Origin of the sequence: Dietzia sp. ANT_WB102 (assembly GCF_008369165.1) — a bacterium.
In the GTDB taxonomy this organism is placed as follows: Bacteria; Actinomycetota; Actinomycetes; order Mycobacteriales; family Mycobacteriaceae; genus Dietzia.
This window is the reverse complement of the sequence record NZ_VOBA01000002.1, coordinates 354146-372982: the sequence shown is the minus strand read 5'-3', so window position 1 is coordinate 372982 and position 18837 is coordinate 354146. Positions and strand designations below refer to the sequence as shown.

Genomic DNA, 18837 nt, shown 5'->3' with positions numbered 1-18837 from the left:
GTGCCAAGACTACCGCTGCCCGCGCGCTCCCCCGGCGGCCACCGTCCAGGGATCGGTCCGCTGCTCGCACACGGTCGCGGTGAGGTCCGCTCCCTCCTCGAGCAGGGCGACGGCCTGGGCGCACCACGGAAACTCCAGCGCCCAGTGAGCGGCCTCTACGAGCATCGGCCCGCCATCTCGCAGGTGCTCGTCCACCACGTGGTGACGTAGGTCCCCGGTGAGATAGACGTCTGCGCCCGCCGCGCGCGCCGCGCCCAGCAGTGAATCCCCGGACCCGCCGCACAACGCGACGCGACGGATCTCGGCGTCGGGGTCGCCGGCAGCGCGCACTCCCCACACTGTGGTGGGAAGACGCTCGGCCACGAGCTCAGTGAACTGCGCGAGCGTCAAGGGACTGTCGAGTTCGCAGATTCGCCCGAGCCCAGTGTCCTCGGGCCCCGGTCCGGGACCAGCGTGATTGACGAAGACGTCCATGGCAGGCACCTCGTACGGGTGCCCGGCCAGGACGGCACGCCGCACCGAGGACCGCAGCTCCGGGGGCGCGACGAACTCCACGCGCGTCTCGGAGACCTGTTCGGATTCGCCGACGCTGCCGATGGTCGGGTCGGTGCCGTCGCCGGGGCGGAACCGACCGGTGCCCTGAACGGAGAATGAGCACTCGGTGTAGCCGCTCATCCGTCCCGCGCCGGCGGCGAACACCGCGTTCAGCAGGTCGTCGAGGTCGTCGTCGGGCACGGTCACCACCCACCGGTCGACGGTGCCGTCGCCAGTGGGGGCCAGGGGGCGGCCGGGGGTCAGGCCGAGCGCGTCGGCGAGGGCGTCGTTGACGCCGGGCCGGGCGGAGTCGGCGTTGGTGTGTGCGGAGTACAGGGCGCACCCGCCGGTGATGAGCCTGTGCACCAGCCGGCCCTTGGGGGTGTCGGCGGCCACGGAGTGTACGCCGCGCATGAGCGGCGGGTGGTGGACCAGGAGCAGGTCAGCGCCCTCGGCGAGCGCATGGTCGACCACGGAGTCGGTCGCATCCACGGCCACCACGACCCGTTCCACCTCGGCCACCGGGTCACCCGCGACCAGCCCCACGCGGTCCCACGACTCGGCCAGACGCGGTGGGTAGGCGTGTTCCAGTAGGTCAATCACGTCGGCCAGGGTGGGCCTCCCGATGGTCATGGTTACTCCCCTTCCAGTTCTTCCCGCCACGCCAGGACTTCTCTGTGCCAGGCGTCGACGATTTCGTCCACCATCGTGCCCGCACCCACGGCCACGCGCAGGCATGTGGCGCCGGGCGCGCCCCAGCGCCACTGGGGACCCCACACCAGTGCGGGGCCCCACCCGGCGGACTCTGGGAAGATGGCCGCATGACTGACCGCCCGATCCTCCTCGTGGACCTCGACGGCACCATTACCGACTCTCTCGATGGCATCGCCAAGTCCCTCCACCACGCGCTCGACGTGGTGGGCGCACGCTGGGACGACTCCCGCGACATCCGTTCCATCGCCGGCCCGCCCATGGTGGACACGTTGTCCTCAGTGGGACTCTCCGGGGCCGATCTGGACCGGGCGGTCGCCGCGTACCGGGACCGCTACGACGAGGTGGGGTGGCTGGAGAACGCCGTCTTCACCGGGATGGACACGCTCCTGAACCGGCTCGCCGTGGACGGCTACCGGATGGCGGTGGCCACGAGCAAGGACGAGGTCGCCGCGCGCAGGATCCTCGGACACTTCGACCTCGCCGCGCCATTCGAGTTCATTGGAGGGGCGGACATTTCGGTCGGCCGGATGGCCAAGGCCGACGTCATCGCACACTCCCTCGCCGAGATGGGAATTGACCCGGTGCCAGCCGACGGCGGTGGGACCGAACAGGTGCTCATGATCGGCGACCGCGAACACGACATCGAGGGTGCCGCCCGCTACGGCATCCCCACCGCGATCGTCCGGTGGGGATACGGACGGCCCGACGAGTGGGACCGCGCCCACTGGTCGGCCGTCGACACCGCGGCGTTGGAGGAGACCATCCGTGAGTGGTGAGTCGCGCGTACGAGTCGTGTTCGTCTGTACCGGCAATATCTGCCGTTCCCCCATGGCCGAGGTCATGGCCCGCCGTGCCTTCGACGACGCGGGCCTGGACGACCGGGTGTCGGTCTCCAGCGTTGGCACCGGCGACTGGCATGTCGGCGACGGCATGGACCCGCGCGCCTCGGCCGAGCTCGCTGCGCACGGCTATGACACCGACCACGTGGCCGCGCATCTGTCCGAGGACGACCACGACGCCGACCTCGTCGTCGCGCTCGATGGCAGTCACCGCGACCACCTTCTCCGGGCGGGGGTCGACCCCGGCCGGATACGGTTACTGCGCGGCTACGAACCCGGCGCCGACGGTGCGGATGTCGCTGACCCCTACTACGGTGACGCCAGCGGCTTCACCCGCACCCGCCTCCAGATCTCCCGCGCCCTGCCCGGCCTCGTCGCCGAGGTGCGGGATCTCCTGGGGTAGCGGTCGCACCTGCGCAGGGGCCGTCCGGCTCGGGACCGTTACCCTGGGGACATGCGGACACTGCGGCGCTTTCTGACCCCCGGGTGGGTGATCGGCGTAATCGCCGCAATCCTGTTCGCGTGGGCGTGCTTCGCATTGCTCGCGCCGTGGCAGCTGAACAAGAGCGACGATCTCGACGCCCGCAATGCTCGGCTGATCGAATCTGTCGAGGCTGAGCCGGCTCCGCTGGCGCAGGTGGTCGACAACCCGCGGGCCTACGTCGAGCGCGAATGGCGCCTGGTCACCCTCGCCGGACAGTGGCGGCCGGAATCCGAGGCGCTACTGCGCCTTCGGTCGGTAGACGGCGAGCTGGTCTACCAGGTACTCACGGTCTTCGACCCCGTGGACGGTCCGGACATTCTGATCAACCGCGGGTATGTGCTTGTCGGCGAGAACAACGCGGTGCCGGCCTACCCCGCGGCGCCAGCTGGGCAGGTCGCGATCACCGGACGACTGCGAGCCGCCGAGCCTGGTGAGGCCGAGCCCATCCCCTTGGACGGCCGGCCCGCGGTACGGGTGGTCGACCCCGCGGTCATCGGCGACACCCTAGGCCACGACCTCGTCTCGGAGGGGTACCTGCAGCTGAGCGGGGACCAGCCCGGATCACTCTCGCCTGCGCCGATCCCCGGCGTCGAGAACGGTCCGTACCTGTCCTACGGACTGCAGTGGCTGGCCTTCGGAGTGCTCGCCCCAGCCGCCCTCATTTACTTTGCGTGGGCAGAAATCCGGGCCCGACGCCGCGACACCGCGGACGCAGCCGCGGATGCCGAGCAGTCGTCAGGGACGTCGGACGGAGACTCTTCCACCGGAACAGGCAGCGACGTGCAAGGCGCCGACCGGGACGCAACCGACGTCGACGGAGACACCGCCCGCGAACGCGCGCTGCGGGCTCGCTACGGCGAGCGCAATGATGCCGAACGGCGCCGGGCGTTCCGTCGCGCCGATCGGCTACGGACCTGACCACCGCACCCCGTGCACCCAGGGTGTTCTACTACCCTGGCCAGCCGACGATCTCCGTGCCTCGGCATGGGGCGGTCCCTGCTCGATGCCGCAGGCACGGGCAGGGCAGGGCAAATGAATTCGCGACACACGAATTGAGAGTGCGCGCGGAGGGAATCGAACCCCCGACCGCTGGTGTGTAAGACCAGAGCTCTAACCGCTGAGCTACGCGCGCTGACGCACCGACGCGCGTCGAACGCGTAGGTGCGGTTCAGATTATCCCACCCATGACAGCACCCCACCCGGGGGCGGGTGAGGGGTCCCGGATCCGGGGATCACTTGCGGGGCATGCTGTTCTTCCGCAGGGCGAGCCGACTCCCGGCCCAGTCCCCCAGCGCGGCGGTACGTGTCTGAAGCATTCCCGCAGTCTGCGCCGACTCCGCAATCACCGCAGGTTCCACGTGCCCGTCGAGCCCCGTCTTGGGGGTGAAGACCCACACGGAGCCCTCGTCCGCCAGAGGGGTCATGACGTCCATTAGTCGATCGACCAGGTCCCCGTCACCGTCCCTCCACCAGAGCAGCACCGCGTCGACCACCTCATCGGTGTCCTCCTCCAGCAGCTCTGATCCGACGGCGTCCTCGACGGCCTCGCTGATCGACTCGTCACAGTCGGAATCCCACCCGACCTCCTGAACGAGCATGCCCTCCGTCAGTTCAAGCTGACCAGCTACCTGGCCCGCTCCGTCCTGCTGGTTCGCCGCGGCGACCACCGTGGTGTTCCTCCTTCTAATCCGTTTTTAGCTTCTCGGTCTTTCGCTGACCAGGAACACTACCCGCGCGCACTCGCAGGGGAAACGGCTACCGCCCATTTCACGAGGCAACGCATCGGCTGACGGTGTCATGCGTCACGCTTTGGGGCACAATCGGAACTGGTGGGCCTACGGTGGCCCGCCCCGAGCCCGACACGCGATCCGCCCACACCTGCGGGTTGCAACCAGGCCCGACGATGTACCACGAATTTTGGTGGCCCCACCGGGCCGCCACGGTACGAACCACAGAAGTGAGGACGATAACGCATGACCGGAAAAGCAGGCGCCAGGGAAGGCTCCGCACCCACTAACGTGCCGGTTCTCCGGGAGGGAGTCGCGTCCTACCTGGCGGACTCCGATCCGGAGGAGACCCAGGAGTGGATGGACTCGCTCGATGGTCTGCTCGCCGCGGCCGGACCCGAGCGCGCCCGTTACCTGATGCTCCGCCTCCTCGAACGGGCCTCCAAGCAGCGCGTTCCCCTGCCGGCCCTCACTTCCACTGACTACGTCAACACCATCCCCACCAGCCTCGAGCCCGAGTTCCCTGGCGATGAATCGGTGGAGCGGACCTACCGCCGGTGGATCCGCTGGAACGCCGCCATCATGGTCCACCGTGCGCAGCGACCGGGGATCGGCGTGGGCGGCCACATCTCCACCTACGCGGGGGCCGCACCGCTCTACGAGGTGGGCTACAACCACTTCTTCCGAGGCAAGGACCATCCCGGCGGCGGCGACCACGTCTTCTTCCAGGGCCACGCCTCCCCGGGCATGTACGCCCGCGCGTACCTCGAGGGCCGGCTGCGGGAGCACGATCTCGACGGCTTCCGGCAGGAGAAGAGCCATCCAGGGCGTTCGCTACCCTCCTACCCCCACCCCCGCTCGCTGCCCGAGTTCTGGGAATTCCCCACGGTCTCCATGGGCCTGGGTCCACTCAATGCCATCTACCAGGCGCGGTTCAATCGCTACCTGCACAACCGCGGCATCAAGGACACCTCACAGCAACACGTGTGGGCCTTCCTCGGAGACGGCGAGATGGACGAGGTCGAGTCGCGCGGCGCGCTCCAGGTCGCCGCGAACGACGCTCTCGACAACCTCACCTTCGTCATCAACTGCAACCTCCAGCGTCTCGATGGGCCGGTCCGCGGGAACGGGCAGATCGTCCAGGAACTCGAGTCGTACTTCAACGGCGCCGGGTGGAACGTCATCAAGGTGGTCTGGGGCCGCGAGTGGGACGCACTGTTCGACAAGGACACCGAGGGCGCCCTGGTCTCACTGATGAATTCAGTCTCCGACGGTGACTACCAGACGTACCGCGCGAACGACGGCGCCTGGATTCGCGAGCACTTCTTCGGACGCGACCCACGAACGGCCAAGCTCGTCGAGGACATGACCGACGACGAGATCTGGGCGCTGCGCCGAGGCGGACACGATTACCGCAAGATCCACGCCGCGTACAAGGCGGCGATCGAGCACACCGGTCAGCCAACGGTCATCCTCGCCCACACCATCAAGGGCTTCGGCCTCGGCCAGAACTTTGAGGGTCGCAACGCAACCCACCAGATGAAGAAGCTGACGTTGGACGATCTCAAGCAGTTCCGCGACACGCAGCAGATCCCCATCACCGACGAAGAGCTGGAGGCGGACCCGACGCAGCCGCCGTACTACAACCCGGGACCGAACTCTCCGGAGATCCGCTACATGCTGGACCGCCGGTCCGCGCTCGGCGGGCATATCCCCGAGCGACGCCAGACCTTTACCCCGCTCTCCGTTCCTGACATCGACTCGTTGAAGTCCTTGCGTAAGGGTTCGGGTAAGCAGGCAGTGGCCACCACGATGGCTCTGGTGCGGACGGCCAGGGAGCTCATGCGCGACGATTCCCTGCGCGACCGCTTCGTCCCGATCATCCCCGACGAAGCCCGCACCTTCGGCATGGACTCGTGGTTCCCCACTCTGAAGATCTACAACCCGCACGGGCAGAACTACACGTCAGTGGATCACGACCTCATGCTGAGCTACAACGAGGCCAAGGATGGCCAGATCATGCACGAGGGCATCAGCGAGGCGGGATCCGTCGCCGAATTCACCGCCGCAGGGACCGCCTACGCCACCCATGGCCAGCCGATGATCCCGCTGTACATCTTCTATTCAATGTTCGGGTTCCAGCGCACCGGCGACGGCATCTGGGCCGCTGCTGACCAGCTTGCCCGTGGCTTCCTGCTGGGTGCCACCGCCGGCCGCACCACCCTCACCGGAGAGGGCCTCCAACATATGGACGGGCACTCGCCGCTGCTAGCCGCGACCAACCCCGGCATCATCTCCTACGACCCGGCATGGGCGTACGAGGTCGCACACATCGTGCGCGCCGGCGTCGAGCGCATGTACGGACCCGGGGCGGCACACGAAACGGAGACCGACGGCATCGACCGCAACGTCTCCTACTACATCACCCTGTACAACGAGCCCGTCCCCCAGCCGGCGGAGCCCGAGGATCTCGACGCCGACGCCCTGCTGCGCGGTCTATACCGCTTCCGCGCAGCCGAGACCGGAACCCACAAGGCCGCGATCCTCGCGTCCGGAGTGGCGATGTACGCGGCGGTCGAGGCGCAGGCGATGCTTGCGGAGAAGTGGGACGTCGCCGCCGACCTGTGGTCCGCGACCTCGTGGACGGAGCTCGCGCGCGACGGCTTCGAGTGCGAACGGCATGAACTGCGACACCCCGACCAGCAACCGCGCACCCCGTTCGTCACCGCCGCACTGGCCTCGACCCAGGGTCCGAAGGTGGCGGTGAGCGACTTCCAGAAGGCGGTTCCGGACCAGATCCGCGCCTGGGTGCCCGGCGACTTCACCGTCCTCGGATGTGACGGCTTCGGATTCTCCGACACCCGACCCGCCGCCCGTCGCTTCTTCAACACGGACGCGGAGTCGATCGTCGTTGCGGTCCTCGCTGGCCTGGTCCGTGAGGGCACCATCGAGAAGTCCACCCTGCTCGACGCCGCGCGCCTGTACCGGATCGACGACGTCATGGCCGCCCCCGAACCGACGACTGATCCCGGAGTGGCGTGACAGACAATCCTGCCCCCGGGGTCGGGGAGAAAGATGCGCAACCCCTCCGGCGGCGTTCCGCGACGCCGCCGGAGCAGCGTCCGGTCTCCGACGCCCTGCTCAAGCGGATCACCCGGTACTCGGGAACCCTGTCCACGGAAGCGGTCCGCGCCCTCGAACAGGAATTGCCGTTCTTCGCCGAGCTGTCCGCCGACCAGCGCGCCGAGATCCAGTTGATCATCCAGAGCGCAGTGCGTGACTTCGTCACCTGGATGCGAAATCCCGAGGCACCGCACACGGACACGATCGCTGGATTCAAGCTGCTACCCAAGGGGCTGGGTCAGGGGCTGACCCTCCAGCAGACCGTGCAGCTTGTCCGGTCAACACTGGAGTACTTCGAGTTGGTGATGCCCCGGATCTCCCACAACGAGCGGCAGCGCGGATTGATGATCGCCGCAGTCCTCAAATTCGGCCGCGAACTTGGCTTCACCGCAGCGTCGGTGTACGCCGCCGCGGCAGAGAACCGGGGCGCGTGGGACACCCGCATGGAGGCGATGATCGTCGATGCTGTGGTGCGCGGGGACCGCCACGCGGATCTCACCTCGGGGGCATCAGCACTGAACTGGGACCCGACAACCGCTGCCACGGTGATAGTCGGGTCCCCTCGAGAGGACCTTGGCCTCGCCTCGGTACCGGCCGTGCACCGGGCCGCAGTCGCAGCCGGTCGGCACGCACTCGCAGTGGTGCAGGGAGCCCGTCTCGTCGTCATCCTCTCGGGGGAGCTCGAGTCCTCCGCATCGATCCCCCCAGGGGTCCTCGACGCCTTCTCCTCGGACTCCCCCGTTGTCCACGGCCACACCGTCCGGTCCCTCGTCGAGGCACCCGACAGCGCCTCAGAGGCGCTCTCGGGGGCGACGGCCGTGAACGGCTGGCCCGGCGCGCCACGACCGGTCGCCGCGATCGACCTGCTGCCCGAGCGGGTCCTCGGTGGGGACCGCAGTGCCGCGGCTATGTTGGTCGACCGGATTGTCACCCCGCTACGCGGAGCAGATGTCTCGGTCGAGGACACATTGCGGGCCTACCTGGACTCGGGAGGACACGTCGAGGCGTGTGCCCGCGAGTTGTATGTCCATCCCAACACCGTTCGATATCGCCTCAAAAGAGTGAGCCAAATCACCAAATTTGACCCCCTGAACGCACGGGACGCTTTTGTGCTGAGAATTGCGCTTGTCCTCGGGAAGTTCGCCGAGCAAAGTACTCAGGAGTCCTAATTAATCACATTGGCAACAGTGTGTAACGAAACCTGACCATCAGGAGATGGACGTCCTGCCAACTCGGCATTTGTGGGAACCCTACAAAATCCGGGCTTTGTTTCTGGCTTGGGGAACATCATCCGAAGTGGGTGCAGCCGTGTTGTCTGATACCCGTGCTTTGCCTTACTGCCCCTGGACAAGGGTCCCAGAAAGCCGGAATGCTCGCGCCCTGGCTCGAGCTCTCCGGTGCTTCAGACCGCCTCGACGAGTGGTCCGCATCAAGCGGACTCGATCTCGAGCGCCTGGGCACCACGGCGACCCTGCAGGAGATCACCGACACTGCGGTGACCCAGCCACTCGTCGTCGCCTCGGCCCTCCTCGGTGCCGCCGAGCTGCGCCGCCGGGGTGAGGTGCCCTCAGACACGATCGTCGCGGGACACTCGATCGGCGAGATCGCCGCGCTCGCAATCGCCGGGGTGGTGTCCGAATCCGACGCCCTTCGCCTAGCGTCCGTCCGTGGCTCTGCGATGTCCCGGGCGTGCGCCGAGCGACCCACCGGCATGATCGCGGTCCTGGGCGGAGTCGAAGCCGACGTGCTGCTCTCTCTGGACACCGCGGGCCTGCAACCAGCCAACCGCAATGGTGCCGGTCAGATCGTGGCCGCGGGCCCTCTCGAAGCCTGCGACGCACTGGAGAAGAACCCGCCGAGCCGGGCTCGTCTGCGCCGCCTGGAGGTCGCGGGGGCGTTCCACACCCACCACATGGCTCCCGCCGTCGACGAGGTCCGCGAACTGGCCGACACGGTCGAGGTCAACGACCCTGACATGTCTCTGGTGTCCAACGCCGACGGCATGATCATCACCTCCGGCCGCGAGGCCCTCGACAGGGTCATCTCGCAGATCACGCACCCGGTCCGTTGGGATCTGTGCACTCAGACCATGCTCAAGCTGGGGGTCGACACATTCGTCGAGCTCCCGCCTTCCGGTTCGCTCGTGGGGCTGGCCAAGCGCATGATGCGCGACGTCCCCCGCTACGGCGTGAACACCCCCGAGGACCTCGAACTCGCCCTCGAGTCGGTCCCCGCACTCAGCGGCGCCTGACCGCTCCACCCACCCGCGATCGCCGGCTCGGCCGGAGATCGGGACTAAACCGTCCGTCGCGCCCACCGGGCACGACTCCACCCATCAGAAAGGGACACCACATGGCACGCACCGAGGCCGAGATCATCTCAGGACTGGCGGAGATCGTCGAGGAGGTCACCGGGATCGAACCCTCCGAGGTGACGCCGGAGAAGTCCTTCGTCGACGACCTCGACATCGATTCGCTCTCCATGGTGGAGATCGCCGTGCAGACCGAGGACCGTTACGGGGTGGAGATCCCCGACGAAGACCTGGCCAAGTTGCGTACTGTGCAGGATGCGGTCGACTACATCCAGAAGATCGACCAGAGCTGACACCCGGTCCCGTGTGCCGGGGCGGGGACGCAGTCAGGGCCGAAGGTGCGGTCGGTGCACCACGTCGAGCCCGCGTCCCCTCCCCCACTCAGGGCCACCACGTTATTCATCCCGCCACTCGCGGGGTGCCGGGCGAAAGGTTCGGACCGGGACGGGGGTCCCGATCCGGAGGCTTTTCGTCCACAAGCCAGTCCGGGGGTCCATCGCAGGCGTGCTCTCCCTACAGGGACACGCGCCGAGGAAAGGACTGCACGCATGACCATCACCAGCGCTGTTGACCAGAACACCCAGATTGATCCACGAGATCCCGTCGTTCGGCTCGAGAACCTCTTCGACCCGGCATCGCTCGAATTCATCACGGAGCCCGACGCCTCGGGCGCTTTGGCTGCCCGCGGCCTTATCGACGGCGAGCCCACCGTCGCGTACGCGACAGACGCGACCGTCATGGGCGGCGCAATGGGCCTGGACGGGTGCCGGCACATCGTCAGAGCCATCGACGTCGCGATCGACGAGCAGCTGCCCGTGGTGGGCATCTGGCACTCGGGTGGCGCCCGCCTCGCAGAGGGGGTGGAGGCGCTGCACGCCGTGGGCACCGTCTTCGAGGCCATGGTCCGCGCGTCGGGCCTTATCCCTCAGATCTCGGTCGTACTCGGCCCCGCTGCCGGCGGTGCCGCCTACGGCCCCGCCCTGACCGACGTCGTGATCATGGCTCCGGCAGGCAAGATCTTCGTCACCGGGCCCGACGTGGTCCGCTCGGTGACCGGCGAGCAGGTCGATATGGAGGGACTGGGCGGCCAGGACGTGCACCACCGCAAGTCGGGGGTCTGCCACATCGCCGCGACCGATGAGCGGGATGCCCTCCACCGGGCGCGCCGGCTCGTGACCCTCTTGTCCGCGCAGGGCGAGTTTGACCCGCGTGCGCTCGAGGACGACCACACTGATCTCGCGGGGCTGCTCCCCGCGTCCCCCAAGCGCGCTTACGACGTTCGTCCTCTCGTGCACGGGCTGCTCGACTCCTCTGAACTCGACGGCAGCACCACCTTCGAGGAGTTGCAGGCCAAGTGGGCTCCCAGCATCGTCGTGGGCTTCGGCCGGATGGCCGGCCGCACCGTCGGCGTCATCGCCAACAACCCACTGCGGCTGGGCGGCTGCCTCAACTCCGAGTCCGCGGAGAAGGCGTCCCGCTTCGTCCGCCTCTGTAACGCCTTCGGCGTGCCCCTGGTCGTGATCGTCGACGTCCCCGGCTATCTGCCGGGCGTCTCACAGGAGTGGGACGGCGTGGTGCGACGGGGCGCCAAACTGCTGCACGCGTTCGCCGAGGCCTCGGTTGCACGTGTCACGCTCGTCACGCGCAAGATCTACGGGGGTGCTTACATCGCGATGAACTCCCGTGCGCTCGGCGCCTCCGCCGTATTCGCCTGGCCTGATGCCGAGGTCGCCGTGATGGGCGCCAAGGCAGCCGTCGGCATCCTCCACAAGCGAACCCTCGCCGCGGCACCGGAGGAGGAGCGAGAGGCGCTGCACGAGCGTCTGGCGGACGAGCACGCGGCCATCGCAGGCGGTGTGGGCCGCGCGGTGTCGATCGGGGTGGTCGACGAGGTCATCGAGCCCACCGATACTCGCCGTCGGCTCGCCGAGGCCCTGGACGCGGCCGCGCACACCCGCGGACAGCACAAGAACATCCCGCTGTGATCTGATCCCGGCCGGAACTCCTCCGGCAGGGTCTGCGATCGACGACTGCGCCCTCTTCCCGATTTCCGGGAGAGGGCGCAGTCGCATGACACGAGGTGGCGGACGGGAGGAGACACGGACAGCGAGAAGGCGCCCGCCCCAAGAAGATGGGTGCGGGCGCCTTCTGGCGAGTGCGGGAGTGCGGGTGGGTCAGCCGACCCGGGAGAGCCAGGTGACCTCGGTGGCGGCTGGGTGGCCACGCAACGGCTCGAGTGCGCGATCCCAGGCCGTGCCGAGTTCGTCCTCCACGGCGGCGTGAAAGGCTGCTGGGCCTGCCTTCATGAGGTGGCGGAGACGGTTCTCGCTGATCACCACATCGCCGCTGGCACCGGTCTGCCCCCGCCACATCCCGAGTTCGGGCGTGTGCGAAAAGCGTTCGCCGTCGACGAGGTCGCTCGGGTCCTCTGTGACCTCGAACGACAGCATCGACCACTTGGCCAACGAATCGGCCAGGCGCGCGCCGGTGCCGACCGGGCCGATCCAGTCGACGATCGCCTTGCGAGCGCCTGACTGGGCCGGCTGGTCTTCCCAGCGCATGGCTGAACTGGCGTCGAGTGTGGCTGCGAGAGCCCATTCGACGTGTGGACATAACGCGGTAGGCGCGGCATGAATGAACACCACGCCGGTCGTTGTATCCGCGAGATAGTTATGGTCAGACATCGCTTCACTCCCGACTCACTGAGGGACGTCTTCCCCAACGACCTCACGAATCGTGTGAACGATGTTGCAGATGTTTCTTGTAGTTATCACTGTGCCTGAAGTGATCGAGTTGTGCCAGCGACACTTCTCGACTCTCAGCAAAGTTACAGCACCGTGATTCCGCCGTCGGGCGAACGTCCGGCGTGTCGGAGACCTACTCGGCTCAACCGCCCAAAGCGCGCGATCGCCGAGTAGCCGCATCGACGACTCTGTCGGACAGTTCAGGCCACAGCGGCTTAGCCCAGTCGCCGAAGTCACGGTCGGTGAGCACGATCAAGGCTGTGGAGATCTCGGGCTCGACCCAGAGAAAAGTTCCGGACTGCCCGAAGTGGCCGAAGGTGCCGGGTGAGTTGTGGTGGCCGGTCCAGTGGGGATGCTTACCATCGCGGAGTTCGAAGCCGAGACCCCAGGGACACGGCTTCTGCATGCCGTATCCGGGAACGATCCCGTCGAGGCCGCTGAACTGGTCGCTGACGGCCTCCTTCAGGGTTTCGGGCGCGAGTAGTCGCGGTGCCACGAGTTCGCGGGCGAACGCGATGAGGTCGGCCAGGCTGCCTGACGCTCCGTGGCCCGCGGAACCCTCGAGGGTCGTGGAGTCCATCCCTAGCGGTCGGCACACCGCCTCATCGAGGTACTCGCCGAATGCGATCCCGGTTGCGTCGGAAATGTGGTCGGCGAGGACCTCGAACCCGGCCGAGGAATAGATCCGCCGCTCCCCAGGCGAGGTGCGCACCTTGTCGCGGTCGGCGAAATCCAGCCCCGAGGCGTGGGAGAGCAGGTGGCGCACCGTGGAACCCTCGGGTCCGGCGGGCTCGTCGAGGGCGATGGCCTCCTCCTCGACCGCCAGGAGCGCGGCCACCGCCACGAGGGGCTTGGTCACCGACGCCAGGCGGTACACGCGGGTGTCGTCACCGTGGACCGCGAGGGCACCGTCGGGGCCGACCACTGCAGCCGAGACGTTCTCCACCGGCCAGTCCGCGACGATTTCCAACGCGGTGGTGAGCCTGTCTCGATCGAACTCGTCTGACATCGGATCCTCCCTGATTCGCGAACGTCGGGCCGCGCCGCTAGCCGTACCGGCCACGACGGCCAGTCTGTCAGGTCTGGTCGGGCGCGGCGATCAGGTTCGCGGCACGTCGCGGCGCCGGAAGCCGACCAGCCCGACGACGATCAGGATGCTCGTCAGCGTGATGAGTGCGGTCACGCCGACCGGGTCCACGGGGCCCACGGGGGCGCTACCGACCGCACCGAACGGCGACAGTCGCATCTGGTCGTCGGTGAGGCGGAGCGTCGGGCCCATGAAAGTGACGACTACGGCGACTGCGAACGGCGCCCATGCGAGCACCTGCAGCCGTGGGAGTGCGCCGAATAATGCGACCGAGATCCCCACGAACAGGCCAGCGGCGGCAGCCTGCCACGCCCCGGCTGCGAGGATCCGGCCGGCTAGTCCCGGGTCGCCCAGTGCCGTGGCCGCGCAGATGCCGAAGGCGGCCGATCCCGCCAGCACCACGATGACGGTTCCGGCGGACACGACCGCGGTGTGGGCGGCGAGCCAGGACCATCGCGAGCGGCTGACGGACAGGGCCATTTCGAGCCTCCCTGAGGTCTCCTCGCCCCGTAACCCGGACAGGGTCTGGAGCGCGAACCCGGCGCCGAGGAACCCGACGAGGGTGATGAGTGTCTGCACGATCGAGTCCACGACCGTCCCGGAGTCGGCGAGGAATGCTGCCAGCCCGGGGTTGGACATGATCGCCTCCACAACCACGTTCATCAGCCCGCCGTAGACGACCATGAGGGCCACCCCGCCGAGCGTCCAGCCGGTGAACGCCCCCAGGTGCTGGTGCACGGCTGTCCCCGCACGCGACGCCCGCCATGCCGACGCGGAGGCCGGTCCGGTCCGGGTGGGGATCATCCCCTGCCCCACGTCGCGGTGGCTGGCGAGCCAAAGCGCGAGCGCCGCAAGCCCGGCTGCGACGCCGACCGCCACAATCAGCGGCCCCACGGACGGGTCACCGAAGGGCCGGACCATGCCCTGCCACCCCAGCGGGGACGTCCAGCTGAGCCAGTTGCGATTGGTGTCCCCGACCCCACGCGTGATGAGGGTCAGTCCCGACGCGGCCATCGCGGACGCCCACACAGTGCGGTTGTGTGACAGGACTTGGGCGAGCACGGCGGTACCGGAGGCGTACACCCAGCCGGTGGCGGCGATCGATACCGCGTATAGGACCGCGCCACCGCGGTCGATGTCGAGGGTGAGGGTCACCGTCCACAGCGCCACGCCCAGGACCGCGAACACTCCTGCGACGACGACGAGGGCCGCCGCCGTCGGGGCGAGCCGACCGACCCGACCAGCCAACAACAGCTCCGACCGTCCCGACTCCTCCTCCTTGCGGGTGGCCCGCGCGGTCAGGGCGATCGCCATGACCGGAATACCGAAGGCGACCAGGAACGAGTACTCGTTCATCAGGATGCCGCCGAGGGTGTCGAGTCCGGCCACCCGGCCGGTGAGCATGACAGTCGACTCCCCGATCGAGGCGCCGTAGGTGGCCAATTCCTGTGGGGTGTCGTACAGGGCCCCGATGGATAATCCGGTGATCAGGTACAGCGAGGCCAGGCCCACGACCCAGGCCGCCGCAGTCCGCCAGCCGGTGCCCAGCGCGATGCGTACCAGCAGTCCCGTGCCCGCGAACGGCGACGTCATCACCGCTCCCCGGGCAGGTCGTCGTCCCGGGTTTCCGTCCAGCTCCCGGTATAGGCGCTGAGGAAGAGGTCGTCCAGGCTGGGCGGGGTCGCCGTCAGAGTGTGGATTCCGGCCGCGTGCAGGATGCCCGTCACCTCGCCGAGCCGCGGAGCGGGCACGTGACAGCGGACCTCGAACCGTCCATCGGTGGAATCGTCGATCCGTAGGCCGTCGACCCCGGCCACTCGCTCGAGTGGACGCGGGTCGGCGTCCGTGACGGCATGGACCTCGGTCGTGGTGTGGCGCCGCAGCTCGGCCAGCGTGCCCGAGGTGACGGTACGGCCGGCGCGGATGATGCTCACGCGGTCCGCGAGGGCCTCCACCTCGCCCATGATGTGGCTGGACAGCAGGACAGTGGCCCCGCGTGCGATGGTCTCGCGGACGCAGTCCTGGAACACCTGCTCCATGAGGGGGTCCAGTCCGGAGGTGGGCTCGTCCAGCACGAGAAGTTCGGCGTCCGAGGCCAGCGCCGCGACGAGTGACACCTTCTGCCGGTTGCCCTTGGAATAGTCCCGAGTGCGTTTGGTCGGGTCCAGGCGGAAACGCTCGACGAGTCCGTCCCGCCTGGCCGGGTCCAGCCCCCCGAGAGCTCGGCCCAGCAGGTCGATGCTCTGGCCGCCCGTCAGTCGAGGCCACAGGGCCACTTCGCCGGGGACGTACGCCATCCGGGCGTGGAGCTCTACCGCATCGCGCCACGGGTCCCCGCCGAACACGGTCACCCGGCCGGCGTCGGCGCGCATCAGCCCCAGCAGAATGCGGATGGTGGTCGATTTTCCCGACCCATTGGGCCCGAGGAAACCGTGGACCTCTCCGCGGCGAACATCCAGGTCCAGCCCGTCCAGCGCCCGAGCGCCTCCAAAGGTTTTAACCAGGCCCTCTACCCGAACCACGTTCTCCTGCCCTGAACGCATGACCAGCTCCTTCGCCCGATTGCCCTGATCATCCCAGGAATTCGCGCCACAATGTGGCTATGCGTTCTCCCATGTCCGGCCACCGCGCCTACTCCCCGTCGATCCCGGACCGCCTGACCCGGGCCGCTATGACCGCTGCCGGATCATTGCCGGCGCCGCTGCTCGGGCTCGTGGGCGGGACCCCGCGGCGACTCGACGGGCAGGTCCTCGACCCGCACTTCCAGGCCGGGCTCCGAATCATCTCGCTGATGTCGGAGGGTGAATACCAGGACCTGACCGTCGAGCAGGCCCGCTTGGTCCTCGAGCGATCGGCATACACCGTTTCGGGCACCAAGATCGACCTCGCCGTCGTCGCCGACATGATCCTCCCTCTCGGCGGCACCGATACGGACCGGGCGGACCTGCCGGCGCGCCTGTACTCGCCGGTCGACGGGGAAGAGTCACTGCCGGTGCTCGTGTACTTCCACGGCGGCGGGTGGGTACTGGGCAGCGTTGACTCGCATGACGCGACCTGCCGCTATATCGCCGCGACGGGAGGGCTCAAGGTGATCAGTGTGGACTACCGGTTGGCGCCCGAATTCCGCTTCCCCACCGCCGCTGAGGACGCGCTCGCCGCGTTCCGTTACGTCCGCGACAACGCCGAAGAGCTCGGCGTTGACCCGAGGCGGATCGCGGTGGGTGGCGATAGCGCGGGCGCCAACCTGGCGGCGGTGGTCTGCCAACAGACTCGCGATGCCGGCGAGAAGATGCCGGACTTCCAATTGTTGTTCGTGCCTGCCACCAACATGTCCGCACGGACGCGCTCGTACGAGCTGTTCGGCGAGGGATTCTTTCTCACGAGGGAGAACATGGACTGGTACGAGGAGACCTATATCCGCTCGGACTCCGACCGACTCGACCCCCGGGCCTCGCCTCTACTGGCGGAGGACTTCTCCGGGTTGCCTCCCGCGCACGTGGCGACGGGCGGGTTCGATCCGCTGCGCGACGAGGGCGAGGCGTACGCGCGCAAGATGGCGGACGCTGGTGTCCCGGTGTCGCTCAGGCGTCACGAGTCACTGGTCCACCCGTTCGTCAACGCCGTCGGCGCCAGCCCTCGGGCGCGGTCAGCGCTGTCCGAGGCGGTGGGCGCAATGCGGATGGGGCTGGCCTACTGACCGGTCTCGCGGAGGTGGGGCCAGCGGGGCTCGAACCCGCGACCAGCGGATTATGAGTCCGCGGCTCTAACCAACTGAGCTATAGCCCCCTGCGCGCGCCGGGAGCGTCACCGGCACGCGCCGCGCAATCGTAGCAAGACGTCAAGACCCGCCGCCCGGCCACCAGACCTCCCGGACGTCGGCGAGGCCGTCCTCGACGACGACAGAGGGCTCGTCCCACACCTGCACCTGCCTCCCCAGGGGCTCATAGCGCGGGAAACCCGGATCTCCGGTACGGACGAAGTCGACCCACGACCGGTGCATGTCCGCGACGAGTTCCGTTGGCGCATCAGCTCCCAGGTAGGACCGCACATTGGGGGCCTCCGGCACGGCCCAGAAGAACGGCAGGTCCGCGCAGTGGACCGCGCCCCTGCCCTCGGACCAACGGAAGTCGTACACCCAGGTGGGCGCGCCGCCCACCATCCTGGTCTCGGCCGCCCGGACGACGGTCGAGTGGATGGTCGCGGCGTCGACCACCGCCCCCACCGCTCGGCGCAGAGACCTGCCCGCCGACTGCCTGGCCAGCGCGCGCAGTCCTGCGGTGGGCAATTCCTGGGACCGCAGGATCATGACCGCGCCCGGCAACAGTGCCGGCCGGGGCAGGGACCGGACGACTCCTTCGAATTCCGTGGCGGTGGAGCCGATGAGCAGGGGTAGGTCGAGCCCCGGCCCGCTTCCGATGCCCTCCAGGGGCGGAACCGGGACGGTGTCGTCGCCGACCGTCGGTCGGAACGGCATGAGAAACGGATTGTCCTTGCGCAGGCGCCGGTGGAACTCGTCGACGGCGCCCCGCCCGCCTGCTGCCAGCTCGGCGGCTGTCGCCCCGATGGGGGCCTGTGCGGCTGGCGACCGCAGAACAGCCGGCGACGAGGCGATCCCGCGGTGGAACAGTCCGGCCGCCGCGGGAGCGGCGAGCAGACAGAGCACCGCCCCGCCTCCGGCGGACTGGCCCGACACCGTGACCTGTCCAGGGTCACCGCCGAACGCCTCAATCTCGTCGCGGACCCACTCCAGGGCCATAATCCAGTCCCGCACCCCGCGGTTGTCCGGCGCATCGGGAAACGCGGTGAATCCCTCGACCCCCAGGCGGTACCCCACCGAGACCACGACGATCCCGGCGCGGGCGAAAGCGGTCCCGTCAAACCAGGGCTGGTGCGAAGATCCCGACTCCCAGCCGCCGCCGTGGATCCACACCAGCACCGGGTGTCCCAACCCTTCGGTAGGAGCCCACACGTCGACGTGGAGGATGTCCGTGCCCGCGACGATCGGCTCCGGAATCGCCGGGTTGGCGTCGAAACGCAGGCGCTGCGCGGTGGCCGCCGGCCGGGTCGCATCACGAATCCCGTCCCACGGCACCCGTCGAACGGGGGCTGCGAACCGGAGGTCGCCGATGGGGTCCTCCGCGTACGGGATGCCGTAAAAGCGGAGCACATCCCCCAAGTCAGCCCCCCGCACACGGCCGGTAGACAGTGCAATCTCGACCTCGCCATCGCGTCGGGTTCCGGGGCGGCTCATTGCGCCAGATTAGCGAGACAGAC

16 protein-coding genes and 2 tRNA genes are annotated in these 18837 nt (G+C 68.3%); 9 read left to right on the top strand and 9 right to left on the bottom strand.

The genetic code is table 11. The annotated features are described in order from the left end of the window. Positions 1-9: 9 nt before the first annotated feature. Positions 10-1167, bottom strand: a complete 1158-nt coding sequence (locus FQ137_RS13435; protein ID WP_149293105.1) for a Nif3-like dinuclear metal center hexameric protein — start codon at positions 1165-1167, stop codon at positions 10-12. Positions 1168-1355: 188 nt separating this feature from the next. Here FQ137_RS13435 and FQ137_RS13430 point away from each other — a divergent pair, with 188 nt between their 5' ends. The 3 genes from FQ137_RS13430 to FQ137_RS13420 are packed head-to-tail and all read left to right on the top strand — an operon-like array spanning position 1356 to position 3489. Beyond that, positions 1356-2024, top strand: a complete 669-nt coding sequence (locus FQ137_RS13430) for an HAD hydrolase-like protein (protein WP_149293104.1) — start codon at positions 1356-1358, stop codon at positions 2022-2024. Then, the gene (locus tag FQ137_RS13425; protein WP_149293103.1) at positions 2014-2490 is read left to right on the top strand and encodes a low molecular weight protein-tyrosine-phosphatase; all 477 of its coding nucleotides are present in this window, start codon (positions 2014-2016) and stop codon (positions 2488-2490) included. Before FQ137_RS13430 ends, FQ137_RS13425 begins: the two co-directional genes overlap by 11 nt. Before the next feature lie 51 nt (positions 2491-2541). Then, positions 2542-3489, top strand: a complete 948-nt coding sequence (locus FQ137_RS13420; protein ID WP_149293102.1) for an SURF1 family protein — start codon at positions 2542-2544, stop codon at positions 3487-3489. A gap of 141 nt (positions 3490-3630) precedes the next feature. Here the strand turns inward: FQ137_RS13420 and FQ137_RS13415 are convergent. Then, a tRNA-Val gene (locus FQ137_RS13415) sits at positions 3631-3703 on the bottom strand. 100 nt (positions 3704-3803) lie between these two features. Beyond that, positions 3804-4238 (bottom strand): DUF3052 domain-containing protein, encoded by a 435-nt coding sequence (locus FQ137_RS13410; RefSeq protein WP_149293101.1) that lies wholly within the window; start codon positions 4236-4238, stop codon positions 3804-3806. 306 nt (positions 4239-4544) lie between these two features. Here FQ137_RS13410 and aceE point away from each other — a divergent pair, with 306 nt between their 5' ends. The 5 genes from aceE to FQ137_RS13385 all read left to right on the top strand — a co-directional run bounded on the left by aceE (position 4545) and on the right by FQ137_RS13385 (position 11717). Beyond that, the gene (gene aceE, locus FQ137_RS13405; protein WP_149293100.1) at positions 4545-7340 is read left to right on the top strand and encodes a pyruvate dehydrogenase (acetyl-transferring), homodimeric type; all 2796 of its coding nucleotides are present in this window, start codon (positions 4545-4547) and stop codon (positions 7338-7340) included. After that, complete coding sequence (locus FQ137_RS13400) at positions 7337-8590, top strand: CdaR family transcriptional regulator (protein ID WP_149293099.1); 1254 nt, start codon at positions 7337-7339, stop codon at positions 8588-8590. The genes aceE and FQ137_RS13400 overlap by 4 nt, the downstream gene beginning before the upstream one ends. Positions 8591-8745: 155 nt before the next feature. Next, positions 8746-9672: an ACP S-malonyltransferase gene (locus FQ137_RS13395; RefSeq protein ID WP_149293098.1), complete on the top strand. Its 927-nt coding sequence runs from the start codon at positions 8746-8748 to the stop codon at positions 9670-9672. 101 nt (positions 9673-9773) lie between these two features. After that, positions 9774-10025, top strand: coding sequence for a meromycolate extension acyl carrier protein AcpM (gene acpM, locus FQ137_RS13390; protein WP_095719155.1), 252 nt, complete (start codon positions 9774-9776; stop codon positions 10023-10025). A gap of 255 nt (positions 10026-10280) precedes the next feature. Next, positions 10281-11717, top strand: a complete 1437-nt coding sequence (locus FQ137_RS13385; protein ID WP_149293097.1) for an acyl-CoA carboxylase subunit beta — start codon at positions 10281-10283, stop codon at positions 11715-11717. 189 nt (positions 11718-11906) lie between these two features. Here FQ137_RS13385 and FQ137_RS13380 read toward each other — a convergent pair whose 3' ends face one another. The 4 genes from FQ137_RS13380 to FQ137_RS13365 form a co-directional block, all read right to left on the bottom strand. Then, complete coding sequence (locus FQ137_RS13380; protein ID WP_149293096.1) at positions 11907-12416, bottom strand: DUF3145 domain-containing protein; 510 nt, start codon at positions 12414-12416, stop codon at positions 11907-11909. A 202-nt stretch (positions 12417-12618) separates the two neighbouring features. Continuing rightward, entirely contained in the window at positions 12619-13485 is an 867-nt protein-coding gene (locus FQ137_RS13375; protein ID WP_149293095.1) for a serine hydrolase, read from the bottom strand. Between the two features lie 90 nt (positions 13486-13575). Continuing rightward, the gene (locus FQ137_RS13370; protein WP_149293094.1) at positions 13576-15156 is read right to left on the bottom strand and encodes an ABC transporter permease; all 1581 of its coding nucleotides are present in this window, start codon (positions 15154-15156) and stop codon (positions 13576-13578) included. Then, complete coding sequence (locus FQ137_RS13365; RefSeq protein WP_149293093.1) at positions 15156-16106, bottom strand: ABC transporter ATP-binding protein; 951 nt, start codon at positions 16104-16106, stop codon at positions 15156-15158. The genes FQ137_RS13370 and FQ137_RS13365 overlap by 1 nt, the downstream gene beginning before the upstream one ends. 59 nt (positions 16107-16165) lie before the next feature. Here FQ137_RS13365 and FQ137_RS13360 point away from each other — a divergent pair, with 59 nt between their 5' ends. Further along, positions 16166-17260 carry an alpha/beta hydrolase gene (locus tag FQ137_RS13360; RefSeq protein WP_255584340.1) on the top strand — a complete coding sequence of 365 codons (1095 nt, stop codon included), beginning with the start codon at positions 16166-16168 and terminating at the stop codon, positions 17258-17260. Between the two features lie 15 nt (positions 17261-17275). Here the strand turns inward: FQ137_RS13360 and FQ137_RS13355 are convergent. Both FQ137_RS13355 and FQ137_RS13350 read right to left on the bottom strand, forming a co-directional pair. Further along, positions 17276-17349, bottom strand: a tRNA-Ile gene (locus FQ137_RS13355). Positions 17350-17401: 52 nt separating this feature from the next. Then, positions 17402-18814, bottom strand: coding sequence for a carboxylesterase family protein (locus tag FQ137_RS13350; protein ID WP_188065032.1), 1413 nt, complete (start codon positions 18812-18814; stop codon positions 17402-17404). Positions 18815-18837 lie beyond the last annotated feature (23 nt).